25 protein-coding genes and 1 tRNA gene are annotated in these 18707 nt (G+C 59.7%); 11 read left to right on the top strand and 15 right to left on the bottom strand.

Annotated elements, in window-relative coordinates; translation table 11 throughout:
- Positions 1 to 109: 109 nt before the first annotated feature.
- Complete coding sequence (locus AC13F2_RS06305) at positions 110 to 463, bottom strand: endonuclease domain-containing protein (protein WP_301643156.1); 354 nt, start codon at positions 461 to 463, stop codon at positions 110 to 112.
- Between the two features lie 217 nt (positions 464 to 680).
- Here AC13F2_RS06305 and AC13F2_RS06300 point away from each other — a divergent pair, with 217 nt between their 5' ends.
- Entirely contained in the window at positions 681 to 1139 is a 459-nt protein-coding gene (locus AC13F2_RS06300) for a hypothetical protein (RefSeq protein ID WP_482964664.1), read from the top strand.
- A gap of 83 nt (positions 1140 to 1222) precedes the next feature.
- Here AC13F2_RS06300 and AC13F2_RS06295 read toward each other — a convergent pair whose 3' ends face one another.
- Entirely contained in the window at positions 1223 to 1870 is a 648-nt protein-coding gene (locus tag AC13F2_RS06295) for a hypothetical protein (RefSeq protein ID WP_482964663.1), read from the bottom strand.
- Positions 1871 to 1996: 126 nt separating this feature from the next.
- Positions 1997 to 2386, bottom strand: a complete 390-nt coding sequence (locus AC13F2_RS06290; protein ID WP_482964662.1) for a hypothetical protein — start codon at positions 2384 to 2386, stop codon at positions 1997 to 1999.
- A 201-nt stretch (positions 2387 to 2587) separates the two neighbouring features.
- On the opposite strand from AC13F2_RS06290, the gene argB reads away from it, so the two are divergent.
- From argB to AC13F2_RS06265, 5 genes are all read left to right on the top strand, one after another.
- Entirely contained in the window at positions 2588 to 3484 is an 897-nt protein-coding gene (argB, locus tag AC13F2_RS06285; RefSeq protein ID WP_103024089.1) for an acetylglutamate kinase, read from the top strand.
- 82 nt (positions 3485 to 3566) lie between these two features.
- Entirely contained in the window at positions 3567 to 3857 is a 291-nt protein-coding gene (locus tag AC13F2_RS06280; RefSeq protein WP_103024090.1) for a YggT family protein, read from the top strand.
- On the top strand, positions 3857 to 4753 hold the full coding sequence (gene folD, locus AC13F2_RS06275; protein WP_482964661.1) for a bifunctional methylenetetrahydrofolate dehydrogenase/methenyltetrahydrofolate cyclohydrolase FolD: 897 nt from the start codon (positions 3857 to 3859) through the stop codon (positions 4751 to 4753). The genes AC13F2_RS06280 and folD overlap by 1 nt, the downstream gene beginning before the upstream one ends.
- The gene (locus AC13F2_RS06270; RefSeq protein WP_482964660.1) at positions 4750 to 5445 is read left to right on the top strand and encodes a Cif family virulence factor; all 696 of its coding nucleotides are present in this window, start codon (positions 4750 to 4752) and stop codon (positions 5443 to 5445) included. Before folD ends, AC13F2_RS06270 begins: the two co-directional genes overlap by 4 nt.
- A gap of 1 nt (position 5446) precedes the next feature.
- Positions 5447 to 6070 carry a MarC family protein gene (locus AC13F2_RS06265; protein WP_103024092.1) on the top strand — a complete coding sequence of 208 codons (624 nt, stop codon included), beginning with the start codon at positions 5447 to 5449 and terminating at the stop codon, positions 6068 to 6070.
- Between the two features lie 4 nt (positions 6071 to 6074).
- On the opposite strand, the gene AC13F2_RS06260 is transcribed toward AC13F2_RS06265, so the two are convergent.
- Positions 6075 to 6683, bottom strand: coding sequence for an LON peptidase substrate-binding domain-containing protein (locus tag AC13F2_RS06260; protein WP_173830050.1), 609 nt, complete (start codon positions 6681 to 6683; stop codon positions 6075 to 6077).
- Between the two features lie 7 nt (positions 6684 to 6690).
- Positions 6691 to 7602 carry a tetratricopeptide repeat protein gene (locus AC13F2_RS06255; protein WP_196847954.1) on the bottom strand — a complete coding sequence of 304 codons (912 nt, stop codon included), beginning with the start codon at positions 7600 to 7602 and terminating at the stop codon, positions 6691 to 6693.
- Between the two features lie 193 nt (positions 7603 to 7795).
- Between AC13F2_RS06255 and AC13F2_RS06250 the strand changes: the two genes are divergently transcribed.
- From AC13F2_RS06250 to AC13F2_RS06240, 3 genes are all read left to right on the top strand, one after another.
- Positions 7796 to 7870 (top strand) — tRNA-Gly (locus AC13F2_RS06250).
- Positions 7871 to 8328: 458 nt separating this feature from the next.
- Complete coding sequence (locus AC13F2_RS06245) at positions 8329 to 8598, top strand: hypothetical protein (RefSeq protein ID WP_119512645.1); 270 nt, start codon at positions 8329 to 8331, stop codon at positions 8596 to 8598.
- A 293-nt stretch (positions 8599 to 8891) separates the two neighbouring features.
- Positions 8892 to 9383: a GNAT family N-acetyltransferase gene (locus tag AC13F2_RS06240; RefSeq protein ID WP_482964659.1), complete on the top strand. Its 492-nt coding sequence runs from the start codon at positions 8892 to 8894 to the stop codon at positions 9381 to 9383.
- Between the two features lie 22 nt (positions 9384 to 9405).
- On the opposite strand, the gene AC13F2_RS06235 is transcribed toward AC13F2_RS06240, so the two are convergent.
- The 9 genes from AC13F2_RS06235 to AC13F2_RS06195 form a co-directional block, all read right to left on the bottom strand.
- Entirely contained in the window at positions 9406 to 9822 is a 417-nt protein-coding gene (locus AC13F2_RS06235) for a holo-ACP synthase (RefSeq protein ID WP_482964658.1), read from the bottom strand.
- 407 nt (positions 9823 to 10229) lie between these two features.
- Positions 10230 to 11234: a nucleotide kinase domain-containing protein gene (locus AC13F2_RS06230; RefSeq protein WP_482964657.1), complete on the bottom strand. Its 1005-nt coding sequence runs from the start codon at positions 11232 to 11234 to the stop codon at positions 10230 to 10232.
- Positions 11235 to 11360: 126 nt separating this feature from the next.
- Positions 11361 to 12167: a dCTP deaminase domain-containing protein gene (locus AC13F2_RS06225; RefSeq protein WP_482964656.1), complete on the bottom strand. Its 807-nt coding sequence runs from the start codon at positions 12165 to 12167 to the stop codon at positions 11361 to 11363.
- Positions 12167 to 12757, bottom strand: a complete 591-nt coding sequence (locus tag AC13F2_RS06220; RefSeq protein ID WP_482964655.1) for a hypothetical protein — start codon at positions 12755 to 12757, stop codon at positions 12167 to 12169. The genes AC13F2_RS06225 and AC13F2_RS06220 overlap by 1 nt, the downstream gene beginning before the upstream one ends.
- A gap of 11 nt (positions 12758 to 12768) precedes the next feature.
- Positions 12769 to 13578 carry a hypothetical protein gene (locus AC13F2_RS06215; RefSeq protein WP_482964654.1) on the bottom strand — a complete coding sequence of 270 codons (810 nt, stop codon included), beginning with the start codon at positions 13576 to 13578 and terminating at the stop codon, positions 12769 to 12771.
- 9 nt (positions 13579 to 13587) lie between these two features.
- Positions 13588 to 14223 (bottom strand): C1 family peptidase, encoded by a 636-nt coding sequence (locus AC13F2_RS06210; protein WP_482964653.1) that lies wholly within the window; start codon positions 14221 to 14223, stop codon positions 13588 to 13590.
- Entirely contained in the window at positions 14220 to 15152 is a 933-nt protein-coding gene (locus AC13F2_RS06205) for an ImmA/IrrE family metallo-endopeptidase (protein WP_482964652.1), read from the bottom strand. The genes AC13F2_RS06210 and AC13F2_RS06205 overlap by 4 nt, the downstream gene beginning before the upstream one ends.
- Before the next feature lie 79 nt (positions 15153 to 15231).
- On the bottom strand, positions 15232 to 15588 hold the full coding sequence (locus AC13F2_RS06200; RefSeq protein WP_482964651.1) for a helix-turn-helix domain-containing protein: 357 nt from the start codon (positions 15586 to 15588) through the stop codon (positions 15232 to 15234).
- A 10-nt stretch (positions 15589 to 15598) separates the two neighbouring features.
- A complete protein-coding gene (locus tag AC13F2_RS06195; protein ID WP_482964650.1) occupies positions 15599 to 15970 on the bottom strand; it encodes a hypothetical protein in 372 nt (123 codons plus the stop codon).
- A 451-nt stretch (positions 15971 to 16421) separates the two neighbouring features.
- Between AC13F2_RS06195 and AC13F2_RS06190 the strand changes: the two genes are divergently transcribed.
- Both AC13F2_RS06190 and AC13F2_RS06185 read left to right on the top strand, forming a co-directional pair.
- Positions 16422 to 17482 (top strand): IS630 family transposase gene (locus AC13F2_RS06190; protein WP_482964649.1). Its coding sequence is split into 2 segments (ribosomal slippage): positions 16422 to 16914 and positions 16914 to 17482, totalling 1062 coding nucleotides; the frame shifts between segments, so codons are not numbered across the junction.
- 80 nt (positions 17483 to 17562) lie between these two features.
- Entirely contained in the window at positions 17563 to 18051 is a 489-nt protein-coding gene (locus AC13F2_RS06185; protein ID WP_482964648.1) for a hypothetical protein, read from the top strand.
- Positions 18052 to 18496: 445 nt separating this feature from the next.
- On the opposite strand, the gene AC13F2_RS06180 is transcribed toward AC13F2_RS06185, so the two are convergent.
- Positions 18497 to 18707: helix-turn-helix domain-containing protein (locus tag AC13F2_RS06180; RefSeq protein ID WP_482964647.1), on the bottom strand; the 211-nt coding region annotated here is incomplete at its 5' end.

Genomic DNA, 18707 nt, shown 5'->3' with positions numbered 1-18707 from the left:
GCACATCTGGGCGAGGCCAGGATATACCATCGCACCGGCAACCCACCCAGCTGCGACTAGGCTCGCTACGCTCGCCAAGTCTCGCATCCCTCCCGCTTGCGGGTGGGAGCTACCGGCGCAAACCCTCAATTGTCATCCGGATCGCGCGCGCAACCGCTTCGGCATCCTCCATCACATCCTCATTGGTGAAATGCAGTACGATATAACCCCTGCCGCGCAGATCGGCATCGCGCCGCGCGTCGCGTCCGGGCTGCACATCGTGACTGTACCCGTCGAGTTCCACCACCAGCCTGAGCTCGCGGCAGAGGAAATCGGCATACCACGGCCCCACTGGCATCTGCCGGCTGAACTTCGCGCCCAGTTGTGCCTTGGCAAGATATTCCCACAACCGCCGCTCCGCCGGCGTCGCCGCATTGCGCAACGCGCGTGCTCGGGCGGTATTGCGGGGCGTCCATTCTGGCATGGCATTCCTGTTGCCCACCCCTGACCCCTCCCGCAAGCGGGAGGGGAGAAATAGGACAACACAATCCCCTTCCCACAAGCGGGAGGGGGGAAAGTGACTCCAATCTCGATGCTTTTCCGTCCCCCTCCCGCCTGCGGGAGGGGTTAGGGGTGGGCGAGGAGCCACAACACCACACATCCATTTTCCTACACGCGCGAAATCTGCTCCATCATGCCGGATGAAAACATATCCTCCCAAGCAGCCCCGCGCCCTTCCGCCCCGGCGGCGGCGCATTCCCGCCTTTCACCCAGTGCCGCTCAGCCCGCGCAGCGATGGCTGGACGCATGAACGCCAGGCGCATTTCATCGGCGTCCTTGCCGAAACCCGCTCCGTTCTGGCCGCCTGCCGCCGTATCTCCATGGGCCGCGAAAGCGCCTATCGCCTGCGAAAGCGGCCCGGTGCGGCGGGCTTCGCCGCGGCGTGGGATGCGGCGTTGGGCAAGCCGCACGAGCCCGTGGATCTCTCGTCTGCCAAGTCCACAGGGCTCGATGCGGGAACGCGTTTTCAGTCGGGCCGCCTGCAGGTGGTCATGGACGCCGGCAAATTCGTCGGAATCCGCCGGAAACCGGACCATTCGGCCCATCTCCAGCATCTCGCCCGGCTCGACCGCGCCTGTGCCCACATCGACTGGAAGTGAGGAAAGTCACACTTTCTAAAACCCGAATGGGCGGTCCACGAAAGGCCACACTCGCGCGGCCCGCCGCCGCCTTTCCCGGCTGTCTACCAGCCCCAGGCAGGCGGGGGCGGGCTCACCGGATCGCTGGCGTCGAATTCGACGCGGAACAGGCGGGTCGGGTCGTTGGCGCGGGTCAGCTGATAGGCGAAAGCCGCATCGCTCGCGCTCGCCGGGTCTACCTCGACGCGCCAGACATTGGTCAGCGACACGTCCAGCCCCTCGCGGGTGAACAGCGCGATGCTTTCCTCGTCCACGGGGAAGTCCTGCGCCCCCGTGCTGCCAGCCCCGTCGGTGGCGCCGCCATAGAACGTCACCGCGTCCGCCTCGCCATCGGCATGGCGGTGATCGTGCTTGAGGGTGAAGCGCGTGTCGGCGCCCGAGCCTGTGCGGGTGAGGATCCAGGTGCGGCTGCGGTTCCATCCGCCGTGGGCGTCCTCGTCCGCCACGTGGAAGGCGATGGCGATCCTCTCGTCGCTGCAGTCGGCCCAATGCGCGATCATGGGTTTGCCAGCCCACTCGGCATCGCGCGCATCCTGCGTGGCGAGGCTGCCCGCATAGGCATTGCCGCAATGGCTCGACAGCGCGTTCCAATAGGCCTTCTGCGGGCTGGCGGGCGCATCGGGCACGCTCGCACAGGCGGCGAGCAGGGAAGGAAGGGCGAGCGCGGCTATCGCGGGCAAGGGGATCTGCATGGCCGCGACCCTAGCCGCGGATGGCGCGCATGCAAAAGGGGCGGCGGGATAATCCCACCGCCCCCGTGCGGCCGGCTCTCGGAACTAGGAGGGGTTTGTCCGATGCGGCCTGAAGGGTTGCGAAGCTTACGCTTCCGGTTCGTCCACCTCGGCATCGGCCGCAACGTCGGCTTCGGTGTCGGTCACCGGCGCATCGGCTTCGACGCTGGCGTCGGCATCGACATCGGCTTCGGTATCGACCGTGTCATCGACCGTGTCGGTTGTCGTGTCGACGGTATCGGTGGTCGTTTCCATGGTGTGGTCCATCGTATGGTCCATCGTATCCGTGGTCGAATCGACCGTGCTGTCCATGCTGTCGATGGCTTCTTCGGTGGTCTGGACCGGCGGCGTCGTCTGGACGGTGGCGCTGGTGGTCGCATCGACATCGCCCGTTGCGGGCGAAACGATCTGGGCGCTGGCGGCGGTGGCGCCGGTCGTGGCGAGAAGGGCGGCTGCAAGAACTGTAAGCTTGGTCATAAATCTGGTCCCGTGGATTAGGATAGGGACCTCAATTACGGTTGCCGCGGACCCCGGCTCCCGCGGTTGCGCCGAAATGTGGCGGAATCTTGGCAGGGCGAGCCGGTTCATCTGCGGTTTAGCCCGCGTTCCCCTTTCGCCCCCGTTTTTGGGGCCGCTATTCCTTTGCCTCCGCCGCCTCGCGCCGCTAATCGCCACGCGATGACCCAGACACCCGACATCCACGCCAAGGCCGAAACCCTGATCGAGGCGCTGCCCTATTTCCAGCGCTATGCGGGCCGCAGCTTCGTCGTGAAATATGGCGGCAATGCCATGGGCGACGAACGCGCCGCGCGCGAATTCGCCGAAGACGTGGTGCTGCTCAAGGCAGTCGGTATCAATCCCGTCGTCGTCCACGGCGGCGGACCGCAGATCGGTGCCATGCTGGAAAAGCTGGGCGTGGAAACCCGCTTCGTGGATGGCCTGCGCGTCACCGACAAGCAGACCGCGGATGTTGCCGAAATGGTTCTGTCCGGCGCGATCAACAAGGCGATCGTGGGCTCCATCGCCCGCGCCGGCGGCAAGGCGATCGGCATTTCGGGCAAGGATGGCGGTCTCGTCACTGCCACCAAGCTGCAACGGACACACCGCGATCCTGACAGCAATATCGAAAAAGTGCTCGACCTCGGCTTCGTCGGCGAACCGTCGCGGGTCGATACCACGATCATCGAAACCGCAAACGGGGCGGGCATGATCCCGGTCGTCGCGCCGATCGGCGTCGGCGAAGATGGGCATACCTACAACATCAATGCCGATACCATGGCAGGCGCACTGGCTGCTGCCCTCGGCGCGGCAAGGCTGCTGTTGCTGACCGATGTTTCCGGGGTTCTCGACAAGCAGGGCAATCTGCTCACCGATCTTACCCCCGCCGACATCGCGGATCTGCGCGCCGACGGGACCATATCGGGCGGCATGATCCCGAAGCTGGAAACCTGCGTCCAGGCCGTCGAATCCGGCTGCGAGGCGGCAGTCGTGCTCGATGGCCGCGTGCCGCACGCCATGCTGCTAGAATTCTTCACCGCCCGCGGCGCCGGTACGCTGGTCGCGAAAGGTCGGTAACCCGCTTGTCGGGGGTGGCGCGCTCCGTATTGCTCTTGTAGGACGCGCAACACGGCACAATTCCACGGGAACGCTCGACGAAATGCAGGCACTCAGCACCGTTTACCAGATCATCGCGATGCTCACCAACATCCTGGTGATGCTGATCATCATCCAGTTCATCATCGGGCTCCTGTTCGCCTTCAACGTGGTGAACCGGTCGAACGATTTCCTCGCCAGCTTCTACATGGCGATCAACCGGTTCCTCGAACCGGTCTTGCGGCCGATCCGGAACATTCTTCCCAATACCGGCGCGATCGACTTCTCGCCGCTCGTCCTGATCATCCTGCTGAACGTCGTCCTGATCGTTCTCGGAAATGTGATCCACGGCTGATGACTGCCGAGGTTATCGACGGGAAAGCCTTCGCCGCGCAATTGCGCGAACGTGTCGGCGTGCAGGCTGCTAAGTTCGAAGAGCAGACGGGCCGTAAGGCGGGGCTCGCCGTCGTGCTGGTCGGGGAAGACCCTGCAAGCCAGGTCTATGTGCGCAGCAAGCACAAGGCGACCGTTGCGGCCAACATGGAAAGCTTCGAACATCGTCTGCCCGCGGACACATCCGACGCCGACCTGCTCGCACTGGTGGAGCGGCTGAATAACGATACAGCGGTCGACGGGATACTCGTCCAACTGCCCTTGCCCGGCCACCTCGATGAACAGGCAGTCATTGCCGCTATCAGCCCGGACAAGGACGTCGACGGGTTTCATGTCATCAATGCCGGCCGGCTGGCCGTTGGGCAGACCGGGTTCGTGCCCTGCACACCACTGGGCTGCATGATGCTGCTTGCCGATCGGCTGGGCGACCTGTCCGGCCGCGAAGCAGTGGTGATCGGACGCTCGAACATCGTCGGCAAGCCCATGGCCCAATTGCTGCTCGATGCGAATGCTACCGTGACCATCGCCCATAGCCGGACCAAGGATCTGCCCGGCGTGGTTCGCCGCGCGGACATCGTTGTCGCCGCCGTCGGTAGACCCGAGATGGTCAAGGGCGACTGGCTCAAGGGCGGGGCGACAATTATCGATGTCGGCATCAATCGACTTCCGCCAGAGCCCGGATCTGACAAAGGCCGGCTGGTGGGCGATGTCGATTATGCGGCGGCACAGAATGTCGCATCCGCAATTACCCCCGTCCCGGGAGGAGTGGGGCCGATGACCATTGCAGTGCTGCTGCGCAACACGCTGGTTGCCGCTCATCGCAATGAAGGGCTGGACCTCCCGGAAGGCGCATTGTGAGAATTGCGGCGGTCCTGCTTGCTCTGGGTCTTGCCGGCTGCGCCGGTGGTTCCGGAGATTACTATTCGCGGCTGCTGAAGCCGGTCGCCAATCCCTCAAGGGTTGTCGCCGCCGAACTCGCCTTTGCAAGAGCGGCGCAGGACAAAGGGCAGTGGACCGCGTTTCGCGATTTTGCACATGACGAAGCCGTTATGTTCGTGCCGGAACCCGTGATTGCGCGTGACTGGCTGAAGGGGCGCGAGAACCCTGCGCAGGCGGTGAAGTGGCAGCCTCACCACGTATGGTCGAGTTGCGATGGATCGCTGGCAGTGACACGCGGTGCGTGGCAACGCGCCGATGGTACCAACGGCTATTTCACGACGGTCTGGCAACGCCGTGCCGATGGTGAATATCGCTGGAAACTGGATCAGGGCGATACGCTCGAAACGCCGCTGGAAGCGCCTGAATTCGTGCGTACGGATATCGCCGATTGTCCCGACAGGGGCATGGCAGCGGAACTGCGCAATCAGGCCGAGCAGTCACGCCCGGCAGGAGGCGGCACCTATTTCGATCAGGTAAGTGGCGACAGCAGCCTGTTTCTTACCTTCGTCGTATCGCCCGATCTGTCACGGCACTGGAAGCTGATGTTGTACAAGGACGGTTCGATGATCGATGCCATGGCCGGTAGCGTCAGCGCGCCGCGGGACGAATGACATGACAGCATTGTTCTTCTCTGCCTTCATCACGCTCTTCGTCGTGATCGATCCTCCGGGCTGCGCCCCGATCTATGCCGGACTGACCAAGGGCGCGACCGCTGCCGAGCGCCGGAATATGGCCATTCGCGCCAGCGGCATCGCCTTGGTGATCCTGCTGGTCTTTGCGCTTTTCGGCGAAGATCTCCTGGGGGCTCTGCATATCGAGCTCGACAGCTTTCGTATTGCAGGCGGACTGATGCTCTTCTGGATCGCCTTCGAGATGGTCTTTGAAAAGCGCACGCAGCGGCGCGAGGATCGGGCTCAGAAGGTTGCCGCGACGCCCGAAGTAGAAGACGTTTCGGTCTTTCCCATGGCGATACCCATGCTGGCCGGACCGGGCGCCATTGCCGCCATCATGCTGTTGATGAACGAAGCGCGCGGGTTGCAGCAGGATCTGGTCGTGCTGGCTGCGCTTGCCGCAGTTCTGGCCATTACCATGATCGCGCTGATGGCCGCCGGACCGATTATGCGATTGTTCGGCGACAAGGTGGAGGCGGCGATTACCCGCGTGCTGGGCGTGCTGCTATCGGCCCTGGCGGCGCAATATGTCATTGACGGCTTGCGCAACAGCTTCAGTATCTGAAGCCCTATTGCAAGGTGACGATTTCGTCTCCGTCATCGCGCAGGGCGAAGAACTGCATGAGCTGGATCATCAACTCGCAGCGCTGGGCGAGGTTGGGAGCTTCGAGAAGCGCCTGCTTGCTGGCCGCGTCGAACGGTGCGATCTGGGCCACGCCGTTGATCAGTGTTTCGTCGTCGAGCCGCTCGACCGAATCCCAGTCCACCGAATAACCCTGCATGTCCGCAAAACGCCGAGCCTCGAATTCGAAACCGGCCCGTTCGACGCTGGACAGGACCTCGTCCTCGGCATCGTCGATTATTTCCGCCTCGATTTGCCGGAAACTGGTCCGAACATCCAGTTCGCGCACAAGGCGAAACCGCGTCTCACCATCGAGAACGATGTTATAACGGCCGTCCTCCAGCGCTTCGACATCGCCGATCCGCCCCAGGCAGCCGATATCGTAAAGCGGGGCGCCATCTTTCGACTGCTGTGGCTGGATCATCCCGATCAGGCGATCTTTAGCAAGCGCACTCCCGACAAGATCGCGATAGCGCGGCTCGAAGATGTGAAGCGGCAATTGCAGGCCGGGAAACAGGATAGCGCCTGGCAGCGGGAAAATGGGGATGCGGATGATCGACCCCCTATCCAAAAAGGATCTTGGAAAGGCGGCGCCGGGTGGCGACTACCCAGGGATCCTCCAGCCCGACCGCTTCGAAAATCTGCAGCAGCTTTGTTCTGGAAGCGCCATCGTTCCATTCCCGGTCGGTTTCGAACATGGCAAGCAGTTCATCGGCCGCCGCATCGCGATGACCTGCTGCAAAGGCTGCTTCTGCGTAATCAAAGCGGGCCTGCATGTCCCCGTCTGCAGCGGCTTCCTTCAGGGCTGTGAGTTCACCTTCGTCAACTCTGTTGCCCGCCAGTTCCAGTGCGCTTCTGGCCTGCTCGATCTGCGGATCGGTAGCGATCGCAGGATTGGTCTCGGCCGCCGATAAAGCCGCCTGAGCCTGTTCCACATGTCCTGCCTGGACCAGCGAACGAACGAGGCCCGCATGGGCTGCCGCATTGTCGGGAGCCATCTGCAGAACCTGGTCGAAAATACCGGCTGCCCGCTCGGCATCTCCATCGGCCAGGATCTGTTCGGCCATCGTGACGAATTGGGAAACGTCCTGCTCCGGCTTGGCGTCCTGCGCGGCACCCGCTTCTATCGGCAATTGCGACAGGATCTGATCCAGTGTCTGCTTCATCTGCGTTTCGCTACGTGCGTTGGTCAGGTCGGCGACCGGCTGCCCCTGAAACAGCGCGTACACGGTCGGTATGGACTGCACCTGGAACTGGGCGGCGATGAACTTTTCTTCATCGACATCGATTTTCTTCAGCACCACGCCCTTGTCGGCATACTCACCGGCAACCTTTTCGAGCATCGGAGCCAGAGCCTTGCACGGCCCACACCATTCAGCGTGGAAATCGAGGATCACGAGCTTGGTCATCGACGGTTCGACGACTTCGGTCTTGAAGCGTTCGACCGCCTTCTGCTCATCCATGCTCAGGCCCATGCTCGCCACGTAAGTCCACCTTTCAACTGAAAACCTATCCGCCCCATGTGGGCATTGCGGAGCAAATGTGAAGAAGGAGATGCCACCCTGCAAGCTGCGCAAAAAATCTGCAAATTTCGGCTTGCGGGACTCGTGGACCGCTGCTAGTTGGCCGCCTCCCCACCGGGCCATACGGTTTCGGTAGCGCCAGTGAGCGGGCGTAGCTCAGGGGTAGAGCACAACCTTGCCAAGGTTGGGGTCGGGCGTTCGAATCGCCTCGCCCGCTCCATTTTTCTTTAGAAAATTGAACCGCTTAAGCGGATCGCAAGTTGGCGAATTCTGCTTCCCCGCTCTGTCGGTTGCTCCGGGGAAGCGCGGGGGAAGCACAAATCGGAGTTTCGTGGCGCACTCTGGCGTTTGCATTGCGACACACTGAACCTCCCGATTCCAAGGTGCAAGGATTGGTTTGGCGTGTGTCCAGCTTGGAGTGCGATCAGTGAAGGTGTCCAATCTGATTGCCCAATTCGCTTGTAATTTGAAGCGGCGGAATTTGGGCCGTTTCCGGAATGTCGGCTGTGAAGCTCCGGACAGGGCAAAGCTGACGGTCCGTTGGGTTTCTGCCTCGGCCAGTAGCCTCTCTTATTTTACACCAGACATGCCCCGCCACATTGCCGGCAAAATTCGCCGGTCATTTGTGCGGCGTCGATGCGATTTACACGGATGCCCTTCTGCAATATCCAGCAGTATATGAGCAAACGCGACCCTAACCTTGTCACTTCCGGCCTATCGGGTAGCCAATCGAAAGATGGGGTTTCTGTCGAGGTGAACATTTTTCGTCTGGAGGACGAAGGTCAATGGACCCTCGAAGTCGTCAATGAGAAGGGTACCTCGATCGTTTGGGATGACCAGTTCGCAGATGATGACGCGGCATTCAGGGCGTTCGAGCAGGTAGTCGCTGATGAAGGTATGGCGACCTTTCTTGATAGCGCCAATGTCATCCCATTTCCCGGCCAGTGAAAGTGACCAGAATTCCCGTGAACCAATCCGACGTATGAATCGTCTGACCGGCTTGGTTTCGGGCGCCGGTAGTTTAGCTGCCATATCGTGGCGAGTTCTGGGCCGATTTCGGCCTGTCTGGTTGAGGACACCGGAAATGGGAAAGCCGACATTCGGGCGAAACAATGGGTAGGCCGCAACCCCCGACAATGAGGAAACGCGGCACCCCTTGCGAGCCTCCAATTCCTGCCAACCATTCACATTGTGGCGGAAGTCATTACACTTCGTCCTGCAAGTGCAGCTTGGAGTGGTCGATGGAGATAGAACTGGTTTCCGACGCGCCGGGCTCATTCTCACAAGATGAACAGCATCGCTTCCGAGTGCTGGTTGAAGCTGGAGGCGAGGTAGATACCGTCGTTCTCCGTCGGAATGTGCAGAGCGCGAAGTCACTCGTGTTTGCTCGGAGCGGAGGACGGCTGCTTGGCGTTGCAGCACTCAAGGTTCCGCAGCCATCTTATCGGAAGAAAATCGCGCAAAGTTCCGGCTTCAGCTTGCAGTCCGACCTCTACCCATTCGAACTCGGCTACATCTTTGTGCATGAAGCAGCGCGCGGCAAAGGGTTGGCACATAGACTGGTGGCGGGGGCGGTGGATCAAGTCCGTGGAACGAAGGTCTTCGCAACTGTCCGAGCAGATAATCTCGCTATGCTGAGGACGCTGCACCGCGCTGCATTTTTGCACGTCGGCGAAGAATACCCTGGTCGAAACAAAGGTACTACAATTCGGCTGCTTGTTCGGAACAGCTAACGCGTAACATCTACCAATCCAATCAAGCGCAGCATGCATGACGATAAGGCTTTATGACGGCCTCAGATATCGTGCTCCAAATGATCGTCTGATCGAGGTCGGAGCTTCGATCCGTCAGAAGCGCGACCGCTACCGCCCTTCCGTAGTCCGGACTAAGCCAAGTCTGGCATTCGATAAGTATTTTGGCAGGCAGATGCACGCGGGCATGATCACGAGCGCCGCCGTGAAGGCGCACCTGCCTGGCGGTTTCCGCTGGTCCAGTTTCGAAATCCAACCAATGCACCCCATCTCCAAACCCGGTGCTTAACGCTTTTGAACTGGCTTCCTTTGCTGCGAACCCTCGAGCAGCCGACACCGCCAAGTCCGTTGATCTCACTAACTCGGCCTGCTCGGCTTCGGTGAAGATTTCGTCTAGCCAAGGATTCCCGAGCCGGCTCACGGATCGCCGAATTGGTGCGATCCTGCAAATGTCTAGGCCAATACCAAGGAGCAACCGGCGCTACCAAAGCGCTCGGATGGCGATCGTTAGAACAGCGAAGATGATAATCCAGCACACGATTGTCGCGGCCGCGCCCCTCACGCGCAATCCAAGAAAGTCGAGATGTGCCTGTGGGTCGAGAGCGCGAGCGCAGCAAGCCAACGCCAATGCTGTCGTGATAGCAAACGGCAAGCCAAATAGCGCTGGCGCATGATCAACTAGCGCTTGCGGGCTTTGCGAATCGCCTAACACGCAGAGGGCCTTCCAGCCCAATGCGATGGACCCGATGAGGCTTGCAACTGCCAAGCAGGTGTACACGATCTTCGAGGTACGTAACCTGTTCGCCATCGTCCGTTGCGGGCCTTCGCTCATCCCAAAAGCCCCATCAAATCCCCAATCGGCCGTTGCTCGACTTGAACAGCGAGGGTCGGCACCTCGAGATTCCATTTGGGCGGGAAGGTTGGCTGCGGCATTGGCCCCAGGGTCTTGCGATAGACCTGCTTGATGCGCGTACGACCCGAGAGACCTTTAACATCGGGATGCACGATACGTGCGTACTTGGATATTTCGCAAAAGAGGTTCTGGCAGTCAATTGGCTGCAGCTTCCTCCCGAATAAACTCTGAAACTTAATGTCGGCCTTATCGAACGCTCGATCCTGCTGCTCGCAGACCCAGAAGATTACCTCCTCCGCTGACTTCTGTTTCGTGTCTATAAAGCATTTGGCGATCCCATCGAGCGCCCCCGGCCCCGCAATAACGAAATCACCTTCATCATGGTCGAGCATCTCAGAATAGTTGAGGTCGATGGCATATTGAAACGCAAGAAATGGGCCCAGCCCTGGGTAAGCGAGCAAAAGCTCATAGATTGCTCGAAGGTTCGGCGCCTGACGCACTCGCTCCGGTAATCTATCCTCGATCATCTTCTCCAGCAGCGCGAGATGGTTGGCGTGCTTGCGTGCATGTCCAAGCTTTGGTGCAGGCATGATATAGGCTGGTGAGTAAAGTTTGAGCCCAGCAGCCATCGCGCGATCGAGCGTATGCTCAATCTCGTTCAGATCGCTCCCTTCCCATGTCAGAGGCCCTAGGACGCCTTCTATTAGATCCCAGGTCTCTATCCGGTTAAACAGCTTGAAGAGGAGAGTTCGGAAGAAGATTTCCCGCGGCGTGCGCGGGCGATCCTCACGATATTGGACTTCCCGAATCAGGTACTGGCTGACCCGGTCGCTCGCGCGGTATGCATTCGTGAACCGATGTGTCGCGAGAACCGGATCGTCGGTCCAAGGACCTATCGGATCGACAAGGCGCCGAAAGTAAATTGCCTGCCTCTCAGCAGCGAAGCGCCAGTAGGTGTCAAAAACGAGTGTTGTTTCCATGTCAATCCGTGCGCGACTGCGGCTTAGCCCGGCGCATGAATGGCAAGCCGTCCGGCCGCCAACACCGATAGTGAGTCCTCCGACTGCCTAGAACAAATCGGAGCACCCGGAAACGGAGTTTTGCGATTATGGGGCCGGAGGAGCGGCAGATGGATTTGTTGGTGTCGGGTTCGGCGCCGGGGTTGCGGCGGGAGCTTGAGTGAAGGCTGGCGATGGCGATGGAGCAGCGCTCGATACCGCCGCATTCGGGGCAGTCGCTGGCCGTGAGAGAGAACACTCCTTCAAGCCGAAGGTGATCATCGCGCCGATAACGAGCGCGCTTGCCCACTTCATGACCGCTTGATCGCGCTCGACGGTTGCGACCCGCTCGCTAAGCTTCTTATCGTTTTCGTCGATCTTGGATTTAAGCCCGGCGAACGATTCGACCCCGGTGGCTATAGGACCGAGGAGATCGGACGGAATCTCCTTGAAGCCCATCTTTTTCTGAAGGACGCTGGGCCGATCGAGACTGGCGTACCAGATCAGGAAACATTCCTCGCCGCGTGAGAGGTGGACCGCTCCCGGGCCAGCATTGAACACCGAGAAGAGCAGTTTGCCCTCATAGTTGGGATCAACATGGAATCCTGACACGTTCACCAGCCCGCGAAATTTGTAGCTCGCGCGGATCGATATGAAAGCGATCGCATGTAGCGGCACGCGGATGATCTCTTCAGTCAGAATGAAACCGAATTGGCCTGCCGGGATCGTGAAACTCTCGCCTACTCCCAGCGGTCTCTTCGGCTTGTTGCGAGGGTCGTTTGGTTCACCCGTCGGCGACACGTAAACGTCGCCACCGACACGAAGCCGGTATGCAGCGCGATCGATGCGCTTCACATCATAGCCGTCGATCAGGCCGCAGAGTTCATCCTTCAGCCGCTCGCCGCCCCAGAACACTAGGCTTCCCCTCCCGCGCCTTCGCGCGTGAAGTTGTCGAAAATTGAACGCGCTTCCACAGCTCGGATTCGTTCACGATAGGCGGTAGCGAGGTCTATGTCGCGCGCCGCTGCCTCCGCCAGAACTGCGGAAAAGAGGCTGAGATTGCACTGATGCATGCCGCTACGAAACTGCAAATCCTCAAGATGATCCCACGCTTCGCACAGCTTCGCGAGTTGCCCGCTATGTTTGCAATACTGCCGCATCATCCAGAGTGGATCGTCGTCGCGACCAAGCTTTCCCGCCAGTGCGTTTCCTAGCTCAAGCAGCGAGCGGTCTGGGTTCGAAGCCGTAAGCTCACGCCCCAAATCCTGGTTGAGCGTGTTAGCGACAGCAAGGCAGATGATGAAGGCGTCCGTAAGTGTTCGCTGGAAACGCGCCTCATCGCCATCATCGACAGCCGATAGAAAATACGCGGTGTATTTCGCGCCATGCAGCGCCATGTGTTTCATGCGTTGCGCCAAGGGAAGGATCACAATGTCCTTGTGATAGGCTTCGTCGTGCTTGAGCTGAGCCCACTGAAGGGTCAGCAAGTGATCGGATACGCTCATCATAGTCCTCGTTAGGCCGCCAAGGCCGATTTGTCGTAGATCGCACGGCAGCGGCCGATCAAAGCTTTCGCTTCTGCTTTCGTCCAATTGCCACCAGACCCTTCACCAGACCCGGTATCGAGGCGAGCGAAGGTCGAATTGACGGTCAGCGGGCCGACCTTCAAGCCGGCCTCATGTGCGAGGAAGAACTGCAGCCGCCCTAGTCCGACAAGATTCCCAAGAAGCCGACGCACATAATAATGTGATCGATAGGTGGCGTTGAACCGAATCTGCCCATCGTGAACCTTGATGCTGAGATGGCTGAGGCATGGCCCCCCGTAGAGGCGGCCACGATCAGTTGCCGGATCGTAGATCTGGATCTCGTCTTCCATGGGGCTACCCGGCCCCAGCTCAAAAGACGCGCGGTACTTTCCGTGCTTTTTGATCTTGATCAACATGTCTTCGAGCGGATTGAAAATGTTTCCGTTCACATCGCGCTGGCGCAGAATCCGATAGGCATAGGAACCCCAGTTGCCGTCGCTTCGGGCCTTCTGGATTGCTTTAAGCTTTTCCGGGAAAGGCCCAAATAAGCCAGCCTTTCCTGCTCTCTGATACTCGTCAAAGGGGAAGATAGTCTCGGCGACGGTGTGAATTCCGAAAGCACCGTGCGACTTAAGGAACGCGTCTACCTCATCATGCACCCGGCGATCCTCTATCGAAAGCACTGTCGGTTGCGCGATATGAAGGATCACGTCGAAATCTTCTGACTTCTTCAGGCCGTTCAAGTGCTCTGCAGCGGCGAGCCAGACTGCAGGAGAAGTTTCACCTTTGATCAGTTCCATGAGGCTTTCCTAGATCAAGCTAGCGGTTTCGTGGAGTTGGCGGTCAAGGTAGGACTGGGAAAGCCATGCATAGCCATCAAGCCCCCAGCCGGGGCCCCAACTGTTGCGAACAAGGACGGCTTCCTGACCAGCCTGATCGTGACCATGGCCGACGGCCAAGACCGCATGCCCGCCGCGCTCGGTGTCGGGCGTTATATCGGGAACGATCCCCAACGCGTCGGGCCGAAAGAATGCGTCAGTTATCACCAGCCCGAGGATCACCGGCACCTTCTTGTCGAGCGTCGCTGCCAAATCGGTAGAAGCCGGTTTGCCAGGCACCATCGTCGTCTTGAACAGCGGGTTGGAGAAACTTGGCGGCGCCCAAGGAACAGCCTGGATCGGCGAGTAAGGCCAAGCTGGCTCGATCGGTTGCCCTTCCTGAGCAAGCGCCTGGGCCGTTGCTGCCATAGTTGTGCCAGCATTAGGGTTCTGACCCGGAGTCCGTGCTACCGCATGGAAAAACAGATACTCGACCGACAGGTGCTCGCCGGTGTTCGCGCCATGCTCATGAGCAGCTGAGCTTGCAAATGCAAGACACGACTGCCGCCGCCCTTGCTCACGAACGGGCAACAACAAAGAACGCAAGTCGGCAGACGCGGTGATCAAGATTGCCCCCCGAACCGGCGGCGGGCAGCGCGCGACATTCCGCCTGCCTCTGGACCTTCGAGCGCGAGCTCAATCGAAAAGGTGGTGTCGTCCGGTAAAGCCCCGGCCCAAGGCTGGGCCTCGTGCATCGTGACGTCGCCAATCCCGCTCTCAGGTGGCCTGACGATCAAGGTTCTGCGCGATGACGCACCATAATGAAGTGGTTCACGGGAGAAGCCTGATTGATCGGAGAGAACAGAGTACCCTGCCTCGCGAAGGGCTTCGATCTGCCACTGGTGTCCACTGCCTGCAGCCTCATCGAGCTCGATCCGTAACAGGTCATCGGGGTTACCAATCAGTCGCGCGCCGTTGTCCCGTTCCGTCAGCCGCCAGACATCGGACCAGCTGCTTCCCGGCCGATGCTCCTCGCCGAGGCGATGTTTAATCTTGGCCACTGGGGCATTCCGCAGACGGGTGACGTCCGCATAGTTCAGGATCTGGTGGCTCAAAAGCCCCCAGCAAGCGGCTTCATAGCTTGTGCCCATCCGTAGAGCGAGTTGATAGACGACATCCGGATCATGGAGGTGCGAAGCAACCGTCCAACCTTGTGCGCGAATGTGGTGCCGATAAAGCCACCTCGGCAGCATCATCTCAGCGGCAAACGCGTCCGCCGCCACCTCTTGAAGATCGCGGTCATCGTCATCGGGCTGCGGCCCTCGTTCCAGAATCTCTCGATCAACGCTGCCGGCATGCTCCAAAACGACGTGGCCCAACTCATGGGCAGCAGTGAAACGCTGAATATGCAATCCGCGGCGGGTCGTTACCATGATGCCGCGCAAGGGGGCAGGCAGACATAGCCCCAAAGCGGAATTCAGCGGCTTGAATACCAACGGGATGCCGAGATCTCCGATCACTTCGAAGATATCGATAAGACCGCCGGCCTCGGTCACGCGCTCCTTGAGATCGAGTTCGCGATGAACTCGCTTGGCCGCCGCGACAGCATCGAGACGGACCGCCGCTGCGGCCGACCTAGCCACGATCTTCGCCTCGAGGCCCGCGCATCTGGAGAAATTCCGCGAAGCGAAGAAGTTCAGCGCGATCGTCCGAAGATAACTCGGTCGCTGCGCGTGCCAACGCCTGAACACTCTCCGGAAGCGGCGGTCTCTCGGCAGAGCCGGTTAGGGCTTCGATAGATTGACCGTAAACTTCAGAAAACCGCCCCAGCTCGACTGCGTCAACTTTTCGGCGGCCATTCTCAATCAACGACAGTGCCGTCCGAGAAATACCAATCGCGTCAGCAGCTTCCTCCTGCTTCAGCTCCAGATATTCGCGGGCTTGTCGCAACCGCTCTCCGATCGCACGCCATTTGTCGACTTCTTCACTCATTGTTGACCTTTCATGCCGGCTTTAATGCTTTGGACGGCTTCGCTTTTTTTACCTTGATGTCGCCGGTAAAGACCCGTTCGAGTTTGGGTAGGAGATCAGCCATCATCTCATCGCAACTTGCATAGCCCCCAGGCTTGATGATTTCAGGCGGCAGTTCAATGTCGAGCACCTTCTTGGTGATAACAGTGGCGTCCACGACCCGCTTGGAATCGATGGCGGGGCAGGTCCCCATGATGGAACCTCCGCTACCAGAGGGCGCTGCCGCTGCAATCGAGCCATCGATCGACTCCGTTTCTTCCTCGAACCATGCTTCCAGCTCGGATACGAGCTCCTTCGCTTTTGAGGCGAAAATCGCTTTTAGCTCTTCTTTGGTAGCCGCCATGATACCCTCATGTTCGAATTTCGAACACAATATGAATTGTCTGTGCGAAATGTCAACATAGAGAAAAGGCGACGATGTTCCATAGGCGACGATGTTCCATAGGAGACGATGTTCCATAGGAGATGCGAAGCAGAATCGACGCTTATCGCATCCCGCAGAGAAGCGCGGCGTGCATCCAATGCGCAGTGTCATCGAGAAATAAACGAAAGTCCGGTCTAAAGAACAAGCTAAGCTGCAGGTTGCGACCGGTCTTAGGGCGCATTCGTACCGATTGCTTTTCTATAGAACGGACCAGCGGCTCCTGGCTGACACGTTGTGGCACGCAGATATATTGTGCCAGCCATTGTTAAACGTGCGAGCTTATACCAATGCGCGGTGAGGCTGACTCACGTCAGGGATTCCCAAAAGGCTGAAATTCTGATTCGAGGTTGCAAGCGGATGGAGGCTTGCGATGGCAGCGGCGATTGGAGTTCGGACTGACTACACCTCGGCAGATTTGCGAGGATTTTCTCGACGATGTGGTGATGCGGAGCAGGTTCGCCGGCTGTTGGCGTTGGCGCTGATCGTAGAAGGCGGGAGCAGGAGCGAGGCGGCGAAGGTTGCTGGGGTGACGCTGCAGATCGTGCGCGACTGGGTCCTGCGGTTTAACGAGGGCGGCCCTGAAGGGCTGGCGACGCGCAAGGCGCCGGGACGCGCCTCGATCTTGAACGACGAGCAGCGAGCCCAGCTTGCGGCGGTTGTCGAGGCGGGACCGATCCCGGCGGCGCATGGCGTGGTGCGCTGGCGGCTTGCCGACCTGGCCCAATGGATATGGGACGAGTTCGGCCTGTCGGTCACCCGCCACACCCTCGGGCGCGAGCTTCGCGCGATGGGCTATCGCAAGCTCTCGGCGCGGCCCCGCCACCGCGGCCAAAAGCCCGACGACATTGACGTTTTTAAAAAGAGTTCGCTTCCCGTCTGGCGCAAATCAAACGCAGGCTCCCGAAAGGAATGCCTGTAGAGTTGTGGTGGCAAGACGAAGCACGGATCGGCCAGCAGACCAAGCTCACCCGGCGCTGGGCGAAGCGCGGAACCCGGCCCTCTGCGCCCAAGGATCAGCGGCGGGCCTCAGCTTGGATCTTCGGTGCGATCTGCCCTGCCGAGGGCAAGGGTGCCGGCATCGTCATGCCCCCTTGCAACAGCGAGGCCATGAGTATGCACCTCGAAGAAATTGCCTTCCACGTCGCGCCGGGAGCGCATGCCGTTCTGTTGCTCGATCAGGCCGGATGGCACGGCTCGGCGGAATTGGTCGTGCCCGACAACATCACCCTCTTGCCGCTTCCGCCCCGATGCCCCGAGCTCAACCCTGTCGAAAACGTCTGGCAGTTCATGCGGGACAACTGGCTCTCGAACCGCGTCTTCTCATCCTACGATGACATTGTCGATCACTGTTGCTTCGCCTGGAACACGCTCGTCGATCAGCCCTGGCGCATCATGTCCATCGGACTGCGTCAATGGGCTCACAGGTTCTGATCAATGCACTCTGGTATTAGGCCTAGCGTCGCGGATAGCTTGGACACCAGAATGGACGTTGGTCCGGAAAATGAGAGATTATGACCGACGACCCGTTTGAATTGCCCTTTGGTGATGAATTTGATCCAGACTCACCAGCCGCAGCAATGGCGCGACTTCGCGACCGGCTTTATTCGATTCACCCTCAAGCATCGGTGATTATCACGGGATATGCAGCTCTTGAGCTAGAGGTAGACCAGATCTTGCGGAGGTTTGTTGTGAGGCCAGGAAAGCTGCCACGCTTAAGCATGGACCACCAGCTGGGCCTTCTACGTGCAATGCTAGACGATCCATGGCTGGACTTGGCACTCGACGCAATCGGCGCTTTTGGCGCCGTCCGAAACAGTGTGGCCCACGGCGACCCTGCCGCCGTGATAGACAAATCTATTCGAAATCTGGGAAAAAAAAGCAAAGAGATCGGACTGCCGCTGGAATCCTATCCAAATCTCGGCGTCTTAGCTATGCATTTGGCATCTTCCGTGCACGTCGGAACAGAGTTCTATGAGTGTGTTGTCAGGGACCGGCAATGAGTCCGTAAGGTCCGTGGCGCGAGCTATTTCGCGAATTCTGGAATGATCTGATGGTTGCCTATGGCGATTCATCGATCTTTTGCCGGAGTTCGAGCGCGCCGCCCATCTGCCGCCGCGACCCTTAGTCACCGGCCCGCCCTCAGCGCAGCTCTGGCGGACGGGTTCGCCGCAGCCCTCGCGTCATTGATCAGCACGATCTGATCGAACGGCGGCTTTCGAGAACAGTTGCGGGTCGGCTGGATGACTGGGATTGGGGCGCGTAGCTGCCATAGCCAGAGAGCCTAGGATCGCTGCGAAAGCGCAATCACCAATCTGGCGGCCAGCGCTTCTTCTGCGTTTGCACGCCGCGCTTTGATCTTCGAGACCAGCTGACGTTTGGAATGATCTGGCATGCTCACGATTGCGGCAAGCACCACAGCTTTCAGCAAGTCAGGATGCGCCGTAATCATATAGCGGTCCCCGGTACCTGATCGGCAGGACGACGTAGCCGCTCAACCAGCGAGCGCAGGCTGGCTGTGAGCACGAGGGTTGCGCTCCCCATCTTGATGATCTCGATCTCGTCTCTGGAAATGAGCACATAGAGTGTGCTGCGTCCGATCCCGAGATAGCGACAGGCTTCGGGTACGCGCATGGCGATCGGTTCGATGGCCTGGGGC

The sequence above is a fragment of the Qipengyuania sp. L-5Y genome (genome assembly GCF_056859455.1).
This window is presented reverse-complemented; position numbering and strand designations above follow the sequence as displayed.

Bases quoted from the DNA above. Each gene is read 5' to 3' on its own strand.
- AC13F2_RS06265 (WP_103024092.1), top strand. From the start codon at position 5,447: ATGACAGCATTGTTCTTCTCTGCCTTCATCACGCTCTTCGTCGTGATC.
- AC13F2_RS06195 (WP_482964650.1), bottom strand. From the start codon at position 15,970: ATGGCGGCTACCAAAGAAGAGCTAAAAGCGATTTTCGCCTCAAAAGCG.
- AC13F2_RS06305 (WP_301643156.1), bottom strand. From the start codon at position 463: ATGCCAGAATGGACGCCCCGCAATACCGCCCGAGCACGCGCGTTGCGC.
- argB (WP_103024089.1), top strand. From the start codon at position 2,588: ATGACCCAGACACCCGACATCCACGCCAAGGCCGAAACCCTGATCGAG.
- AC13F2_RS06255 (WP_196847954.1), bottom strand. From the start codon at position 7,602: ATGGGCCTGAGCATGGATGAGCAGAAGGCGGTCGAACGCTTCAAGACC.
- AC13F2_RS06295 (WP_482964663.1), bottom strand. From the start codon at position 1,870: ATGCAGATCCCCTTGCCCGCGATAGCCGCGCTCGCCCTTCCTTCCCTG.
- AC13F2_RS06245 (WP_119512645.1), top strand. From the start codon at position 8,329: ATGAGCAAACGCGACCCTAACCTTGTCACTTCCGGCCTATCGGGTAGC.
- AC13F2_RS06300 (WP_482964664.1), top strand. From the start codon at position 681: ATGAAAACATATCCTCCCAAGCAGCCCCGCGCCCTTCCGCCCCGGCGG.
- AC13F2_RS06200 (WP_482964651.1), bottom strand. From the start codon at position 15,588: ATGAGTGAAGAAGTCGACAAATGGCGTGCGATCGGAGAGCGGTTGCGA.
- AC13F2_RS06185 (WP_482964648.1), top strand. From the start codon at position 17,563: ATGACCGACGACCCGTTTGAATTGCCCTTTGGTGATGAATTTGATCCA.
- folD (WP_482964661.1), top strand. From the start codon at position 3,857: ATGACTGCCGAGGTTATCGACGGGAAAGCCTTCGCCGCGCAATTGCGC.
- AC13F2_RS06280 (WP_103024090.1), top strand. From the start codon at position 3,567: ATGCAGGCACTCAGCACCGTTTACCAGATCATCGCGATGCTCACCAAC.
- AC13F2_RS06240 (WP_482964659.1), top strand. From the start codon at position 8,892: ATGGAGATAGAACTGGTTTCCGACGCGCCGGGCTCATTCTCACAAGAT.
- AC13F2_RS06215 (WP_482964654.1), bottom strand. From the start codon at position 13,578: ATGGAACTGATCAAAGGTGAAACTTCTCCTGCAGTCTGGCTCGCCGCT.
- AC13F2_RS06230 (WP_482964657.1), bottom strand. From the start codon at position 11,234: ATGGAAACAACACTCGTTTTTGACACCTACTGGCGCTTCGCTGCTGAG.
- AC13F2_RS06220 (WP_482964655.1), bottom strand. From the start codon at position 12,757: ATGAGCGTATCCGATCACTTGCTGACCCTTCAGTGGGCTCAGCTCAAG.
- AC13F2_RS06290 (WP_482964662.1), bottom strand. From the start codon at position 2,386: ATGACCAAGCTTACAGTTCTTGCAGCCGCCCTTCTCGCCACGACCGGC.